This window comes from Porphyromonas sp. HMSC077F02, assembly GCF_001815465.1.
GTDB lineage: Bacteria > Bacteroidota > Bacteroidia > Bacteroidales > Porphyromonadaceae > Porphyromonas_A > Porphyromonas_A somerae.
This window is the reverse complement of the sequence record NZ_KV820627.1, coordinates 1-7525: the sequence shown is the minus strand read 5'-3', so window position 1 is coordinate 7525 and position 7525 is coordinate 1. Positions and strand designations below refer to the sequence as shown.

At 49.9% G+C, this 7525-nt stretch carries 4 protein-coding genes and 1 pseudogene; 4 read left to right on the top strand and 1 reads right to left on the bottom strand.

Annotated features, from left to right (window positions below):
• Nucleotides 1-36: 36 nt before the first annotated feature.
• From HMPREF3027_RS00395 to HMPREF3027_RS00380, 4 genes are all read left to right on the top strand, one after another.
• Nucleotides 37-1197: a fimbrillin family protein gene (locus tag HMPREF3027_RS00395; RefSeq protein WP_083317445.1), complete on the top strand. Its 1161-nt coding sequence runs from the start codon at nucleotides 37-39 to the stop codon at nucleotides 1195-1197.
• 78 nt (nucleotides 1198-1275) lie between these two features.
• Entirely contained in the window at nucleotides 1276-2553 is a 1278-nt protein-coding gene (locus tag HMPREF3027_RS00390; protein ID WP_070706319.1) for a fimbrillin family protein, read from the top strand.
• A gap of 38 nt (nucleotides 2554-2591) precedes the next feature.
• A complete protein-coding gene (locus tag HMPREF3027_RS00385) occupies nucleotides 2592-4475 on the top strand; it encodes a fimbrial tip adhesin FimD (RefSeq protein WP_141756200.1) in 1884 nt (627 codons plus the stop codon).
• A gap of 1 nt (nucleotide 4476) precedes the next feature.
• Nucleotides 4477-7116 (top strand): hypothetical protein, encoded by a 2640-nt coding sequence (locus HMPREF3027_RS00380; protein WP_070706317.1) that lies wholly within the window; start codon nucleotides 4477-4479, stop codon nucleotides 7114-7116.
• 57 nt (nucleotides 7117-7173) lie between these two features.
• Here the strand turns inward: HMPREF3027_RS00380 and HMPREF3027_RS09650 are convergent.
• A pseudogene (locus tag HMPREF3027_RS09650) lies at nucleotides 7174-7525 on the bottom strand (transposase); the annotation flags it as partial.

Below are 7525 nucleotides of genomic sequence, written 5' to 3'. Positions count from 1 at the left end.
CCCAAAATATACTCTAGGGGGCAAACTTGGGTTAAGATGAAAAGATTACTATGGACCGTTGTAGCCGCAGCTACACTGCTCGGCTTCTCCGCTTGTAACAGTAAGAGTGGAGTGGAGCCTGATGTGCAAGGCACTTTGGCGTTCAGACCTTTCGTAAACCATAACGTGCGTGCCGCGGATATGGATAGAGACGGGCTTGCCACAGATGGATTTACCGTGAATGCTTACGGTAACAACGCCGAGTTTTTCAAAGATGTCAATGTGAAGCCTGAGTCCGGAGTGGATGGCTTTTGGCTTACCCAAGGAAAGACCTACTACTGGCCTAATTATGAGCTGGACTTCGTTGCCTGGGCCAACTTGGGCACCTACGGCACCGCAGCTGTAACCAAGGATGCACAGAAGATCAATCTTACGACATCGGAAGCTGTAGCAGATCAGGTGGATGTAATCGCGGCGCGTAACTCAGGTACAAGAGCCGCAAACGAAGCCTCCGGTGTGGCTATGACTTTCAAGCACCTCCTCTCACAGATTGAGGTTAAAGCTATGAATACCAATACGGCTTATACTGTAAAGGTAGCAGGTGTGAAGATCGGTCGTGTCAATAGCAAGGCTACCTTTACATACCCAGCCAAGCTGGATGGCACTCCTATTGCCAATAGTGCTTATGCCGACCTTTCCGCAGTGAAGAGCTTTGGCGCCGGTTCCAAGACGGTGGTAACCCTTAGCGGTACCGCCACTTCCATTATGAATGCAGGTAACGGCAACTTCCGCCTCATTCCACAGGCTTTGACCGCTTGGAACCAGGCAGAGCAATTAGCCGACCCTGCTGCTGATAATGGGGGGAACTACTTAGGTGTATTGGTGAACATCACCAATGACCAGGGTGCGGCTATCTACCCCACTACTGCAGGCGAATATGCTTTTGCGGCGGTTCCTTTCAGCATCGCAGATGGTTTAGAAGCCGGCAAGAAGTACATCATTACTCTTGACTTCTCGGAGGGATGCGGTTACGAAGATCCTGCCCTGACAGAAGGCAAGCCTACCGACCTCCCCACCGATGTGACTATTAATGATACGCCTGTGACACCTGCCAAGCCGGGTAATCCGATCCTCGGCGGTCCGATCAAGTTCAAAGTGACGGTTGAGGATTACGTGGATTCAGAGGTCTCCACTCCTATGGTAACCCCTGCCCCTTAAATTGATCAAGTGGAGCAACTCCCACTGATTTATCCCATGGGGCGCTGAACCGCCCCATGGGAACTAAAAGTGAAAGTGATGAGAAGAATAAAAGCAGCGGTATGGACGGTGGCTATAGGGCTGGTAGCGGCACTCCTCTGGGGGTGCCGGGGAGAGGAGCCGCGTTCCACTCCTGACCAGCAGAAGATCAGCTTTGGCATAGCCACAAGTGGTTTCCGAAGCGGCCGTTTTGCCACGACGAACAACTTCTACCCCGATCAAGGGATGGGGGTGACCGCCTATCTGCACGATGGTGACTGGTCAACGGTCACCACTTCTTCCATTTACTTCCATAACCTGCAGCTGAAATCGGAGAAGGGCTACAATAGCGGTTATCTTTGGTTAGGCAATGGATCCCGCAATTTCTCCTTCTTCGCCTATGCCCCCTACGGAGCAGGAGAATTTACTGGTCATCAGCTTCAATACGCTGTTCCTGAAGATATAGCCAAGCAGGTGGATCTGGTAGTGGCTCAGCAGACAAATATCCCTGCCAATAGAAATGATCAGGTGACGCTTGCTTTCAAGCACATCCTCACCGCACTAAGCTTTGCCACACACACCGATCTTTATACGTGTACAGTAAAGTCAATCGAGCTGTCAGGCATCCCATCCCAAGGAACTTATGATATATCAAAGGGTGGATGGAATGAAGTCTCAGGGTCTGCCAACTACCTGTTTCAGCCGAATGCCTCGCACACCTCAGGCGAGAGCATTACTTTAGAGCCACCCCTCTTTATCCTGCCGGGTACGATGCCTGCCGGAGCCGTGCTGAAAGTGACCCTCGGCACCCAAAGCGGTGATACCTATTCCTATGAAGTGGATCTGAACGGTACTAAATTCCAGGCCGGGCAGCATGTGACGGTACGCCTCTCCACAGCGGGCATACAATTGGAGGTGGAGGGAGTGCCTTGGAGTTATCATGAGTACAAGAAAGGGTTTCTCAATCAGGATAACATCTTTATGGTCGAACCACCCAAGTGGAAGGATGACAATTCTACCCTGACGACTAAGGAGAGCGAAGTGCAATTGACTTTCCGCATTCTCCAGCCGGTCGGAGTGACGTGGCATGCAACCCTTACCAATGGACTTGACTTTGCCTTTAAGGAGGGGACACCCTCCGGTGGTATCGCTTCTGCCGGGGCGGAGAATGTGATTACCATTGTCCCCAGACGTCCGCAAGGTGATACAGATCGAACCACAGAGGTGTACCTTGTGTTGTACAATCAAGAGATAGATCCTGATCGCACGCCTGAAGGGAATGGCCCTATCGGGATTGGTAAAGGAAATCGACTCAAAGTGACACAGAAGCGTAAATGATGAAAACTATCAAAGGTTTTTTTGATTGCTATGCTTGTATGGCACTGATCTTATCACTGTTTGTGATGGGAGGTTGCCACAGTAATGCAGATCAAGAGGAGATCAGTAACACCTACCGCTTGCAGGTACTCTTAGATAATTCTGCACCTCTCAGGGCTACAGAGATGGGTGTGGATACGCTGAATGAGAATAAGATAAATTCGCTGGTCATCGCTTTCTATAAAGGAGATGACCAGGTATGGTTGCCAGTGTTACCCGTTTACGAAGGGCAAACCGTGTACCAATTTACCAACAGCGAGATCCTCAACAAACTGACCGAAGGAGAAGCGTACACCGTGTATGGATTTGCCAACCTGCCTGCCGATGTGGATATAACGGGCAAAAGCTTGTCCCAGCTCAAAGAGATCTTCCTCTCCTTACCCACTTTGCATCAAGATAACGGGAAAAAGGCTCAACCCTCCTTTACGATGGCGGGGCATACCGACTTCACGTTCCGCAGGTCCATGCCCTCTTTCGGGAAAGTGGAGCTGAAGCGCCATCTCGCCAAGGTGCGGGTATCTGTCTATCACAGGTTTGGCTATTTCGCACAGCAAATGGAGCAACTTTATCCCAAGGATAGCGAAGGAAAGGTGATTGAGGATGACTTCTGGGGCGTCCCGCAGGTGATGTTGATTGGGATCAATACGAAGGGAGTCCTGCTTCCCTCAAGCGGAAATCAAGTGCGGGAACTGAAGTTAGAACCGGAATACCTCCCCTTGACCGAGAAGTTTGTTGACCCTGAATACGGGGGCGCTCGCCGACAAGCCTTCCCGCACTACACTTTTCCCGTTAGCCTCGGTGATAATTCCACTCGTATGCAGGCATTCTTTATTCGGATCCCTTTCTATCACGGCACAAAGGTTGAGCCTGACCATTCCCAGGCGACCTATTATTACTACACCGGCAGCTTTTCCAATAAAGAGCTGGAAGGGAGCAATGAGATATTGGGTAACCGTCTCTATGATATCCGGGTGAATATTGATGCCCTTGGCAGTCCCGAGCCGGAGACTCCTACCGAGGTGCAATCAAGTGTGACGGTCAAGGACTGGAAGGGAAAGGAGATAGAAGTGGACACCTCAGCCAATGCGGATTACCTCCACATCAATCCGATAGAGGCTGAAATGTACAGCAACTCTATGGAGATCCATTTCTCCTCCTCCACCAAGATAACTCCCGGCAATATCACTGTCACGGGTAATTACACCACCTACCACCATTTTACCGGAGTCCCCATTTCCCATGACTTGGCGGATGCGGGTCAGGTCACGGTGAGAGGCGGTACGGCAGGGCAAATCATCTATAGAAAAGGGGTGCCAGAGATTGCCACTCCTCACCACATCACGCTCACGATCAACGTGGCAGGGATGGAGCGTAAGGTGAAGATCACTCGATACCCCGATATAGTGGTCACCACAGAGCAAAATCCGGATAAGGTAAATAAGCCGGGAGAGAACCCCAATATGTTTATTTTCAGACTGACCAAGTCTGAGGGTGACTTTGTGATCGGTTATCCTGATATGGATAATCTGACGAGAGATGACGAAAATAAGGTGTCACCCTATTTTCAGGTTTGTACTTGGAATCGTATTTCTACAGGTGCGGGGGGTGGAGACAGGGTAGGGTACGAGTCCTACGATGATGCTAAAGCCTATTGTGCCAATTTGACAGAACGCGGGCAGGACGGTGTGGAGATAACCGACTGGAGACTGCCTACCAAGGCTGAGCTAACAATCATCAGCACTAGTACGAAGCAAGAGAAAGGCGTAACCGGAGGGCAGGATATCCTTGTCCCCAATCAATCAGAAAACTACTGGACCATTACGGGCACTTCTCGTCCTAACACCCCCCGGAGAGTACGTTGCGTAAGAGAAATGAAGATGTAGCATGATGATAATAAGAGGAAATAAATACCGCCCCGAGTGCGGAAAGCACCGACAGTCAGGTTTGCTCCTCCTCCTCCTCCTGATGCTCCTCCCGTTGGTACATGGATGTCAGCAGGAGCGGGAGGTGGATGACTCCCCGGAAAGGGACGGTGGCAAAGTGGAACTTAGGTTTGCCCCGCAAATCCTTGCCTTTGAACCCGGGGATAAGCTTAGATCCGGAGAAGCTGAGGAGCCAGAGGTGGAAACCCTCCTATTGATGGTCTTTGAAGATCATATCCAAGCGGGCGACCGTACCACGCTCCTCTATATTTCAGAAGCGACCCGAGAGGTGACAGGCACATTCAGTGCGGAGCTATACACAAGGAGCCAACCCTGCATTATCCATGCCGTAGCCAATTACGAAATGGATCAAGCCACCAAGAACAGTTTGATCGGCAAAGACGAACGAGAGGTGGTTGCCCGGCTGCAAGGTGCAGGACACTACTTCTGGCAGAGGTTTACATTAGGGCGTATCAAGGCTCAGTCCAATATACAAAGCATCGGACTGCTCCGCAGTTTTGCCAAAGTGACATTGGTGAATAACTCCGAGAGTACTTTCACCGATGCTTCTATCAAGCTCTACCATAGTGCGGATAGAGGAACCGTGGCACCGTTCGATCCTCAATCAGGGCAGTTTGCCGAGGGGATACTGACCGTAGCCCCCGATGCCGCCTTCAGCCAAGCGGGCGATTATGCCACCACCCACTATCCTTTCGAGACCCGCAACAGTGACAGCAATCCCCTCTTTGTCATCCTGAAGGGCAATTTTAATGGATCTGTCAACTACTATAAGATAGACCTTTCCCAAAAAAAGATCAATGCCGGAGGGGATGAAGAAATCACCAAATTGCATCTTCAGCGCAACTATCAGTACCGGATTGTGCTGAAAGGAATTAAACGCCCGGGTGCGGCAACCGAGGAGGAGGCGGCCGGCGGATTGGCTATAAACAGCGGTGTACTGGACTATGCACTGGATGCCTTCCCCGCTATCTACTCGGCTGATGGCACACGCAGTCTTTCGGTGGAGCAGACCGTCTTCCATGTAGGGGCGCACGAAGCGTTTATCACTCCTCGATTTTCCTATAAAGAGTCCGGCGTAGTGAAGAATGAAAGCGTACAGATAAAGGTGGTGGAGGAGGATCCGACAAAGCCGCTGATCCGGCAACCCATCAATGAAGACTATAAAACGAGCGGAGTACTCAATGTCACCATCAATGCGATGGAGGAGGGTTCTGCCACTCGGCAAGCACGCATCATTCTTGAGGTTACGAAAGATGGAGAGCGGATGGTGCGTTCCATCCTGATCGTACAGTACGCTTCGTTCAGCTTGGAGCCTGTGCTGATCAATGGGTTTGATCCCGCCATAATCGATGCCAATCTGCCCGCAGGTCAGAGAGCGGAGATCTCATTCGTCATCCCCGATGATTACCCCGCACATCTATACCCTATCCCGGTAGAGATAGCCACCTCTACCCTTACCCCTGACGGGGTCACTCTTCCTCTCAAGGTGGTGCGAAGGGAGATTGACAGCCATACCTCAGTCAATGAGATCGTATATACCTATACCGCTGATAAGCCCGGAACGCATACAGTACCCTTTAAGACCAATAAGAAAGATACGCAGGAGGCAGTGACCGTCTCTGCACCGAACTTTCTGAAGGCGGTAACCGGCTACAATATCGGGCGTTTCAAAGGGCAACTCACCTACTCATTTGGTCAGCAAAATAATCAGGTCTTGCCCTATAGAGTGCCCGAACTCATCAGCACATCCCACGGACGAATCAGTATGATAGACGGCACCACTGAGGGACAATACGATATCTACCTGCCTATCCCGCTCTTGGAAAGTACGGAGCCGACAAATGAGATGGTCAGAGTGACTGCCCGCCTGATCTATGCTGAAAGTAATAATACACAATTGACACGTCTCTTTACTGCCGACGTACCGGTGACCGAATTTAGAGATCTCTACCAAGCCAATAAGGAAGACCCCGCTCCGAAAGATATACACCTGACCCATACCTCTACAATGATGCAAGCTCGCTTCATAGGGCTTCATCATATCGATGGTCAAGGGGTGAAAGAGACCATTCTCATCCCTAAGGACGCAGAGGTGAGTGCTTCTTTGGAGGGTAGAGAAGTGCCTGTCAGGGTTTGGGAGGATGGAATGCTGGAGATAGATCTGCCTATCGTAGAACATATTGAGAAGAAAATGCTTGAAATGAGGCTTCGCATCCCTACCGTAACAGACAATTCAGGTTTGATCGTGGAGGAGTACTCGGTTAGGATACCTGTCGCTGATGTGGTAAACCATCAGATAGAGATTAAGCGAACGAAAGTCACCATGTATGGAAATATTATATGGGAGGGGCTTCCCTTGGTTCGCAAAATACGGTGTTATTTTCCTCCTGACTACATAAATCCTGCCAAAACCTATGAAGTAGGGACAGCCAATAGATATGAAATAGAGTTGCCAGCTGATTTATCAGACAAAGCCCGGATCCAATTTGAGAGAGGTAATGTATTTTGGCACCCTACTAGGATCAATACTTCTCTAAATGAATTAAGAAAAGATGCGACACTTGTTTTTACCCAAGTTTGACCCCTATTGGAGTGTAAGTAATTGATATTGGTGTGGTTGTCATTTTTTCAAGAGTTACTATGTACTACAAATTTTGATTTTTCTAAATGGGTGGGTTGTATAGTTTAGGGCTTGGTAGATTTTTCTGGCGTTTGGTGGTGGGTCGCTATAAATTCGGAGGACCACCTTTTCCCCTAGCATGTTGGTGGCTTCTGTCGTAACTGCTTTTTGGGTGGACATTATTCGGACGATCTCTTTCCAATAATGTCTGATTCCTTTTCCTTTCAGTTGTACACGTATATTATTGACCACCCAATAGGCGAGGAGTCCGAAGAAAAGGTGTGCTTCGGAGCGGTCATCGGTTTGGTGGTATATGGGGCGTAGATTGAGGTCTGCTTTGAGTTGACGGTTGGTACACTCTATCTCTCGT

Coding starts and splice junctions, on each gene's coding strand:
- HMPREF3027_RS00395 (WP_083317445.1), top strand. CDS start 37: ATGAAAAGATTACTATGGACCGTTGTAGCCGCAGCTACACTGCTCGGC.
- HMPREF3027_RS00390 (WP_070706319.1), top strand. CDS start 1,276: ATGAGAAGAATAAAAGCAGCGGTATGGACGGTGGCTATAGGGCTGGTA.
- HMPREF3027_RS00385 (WP_141756200.1), top strand. CDS start 2,592: ATGGCACTGATCTTATCACTGTTTGTGATGGGAGGTTGCCACAGTAAT.
- HMPREF3027_RS00380 (WP_070706317.1), top strand. CDS start 4,477: ATGATGATAATAAGAGGAAATAAATACCGCCCCGAGTGCGGAAAGCAC.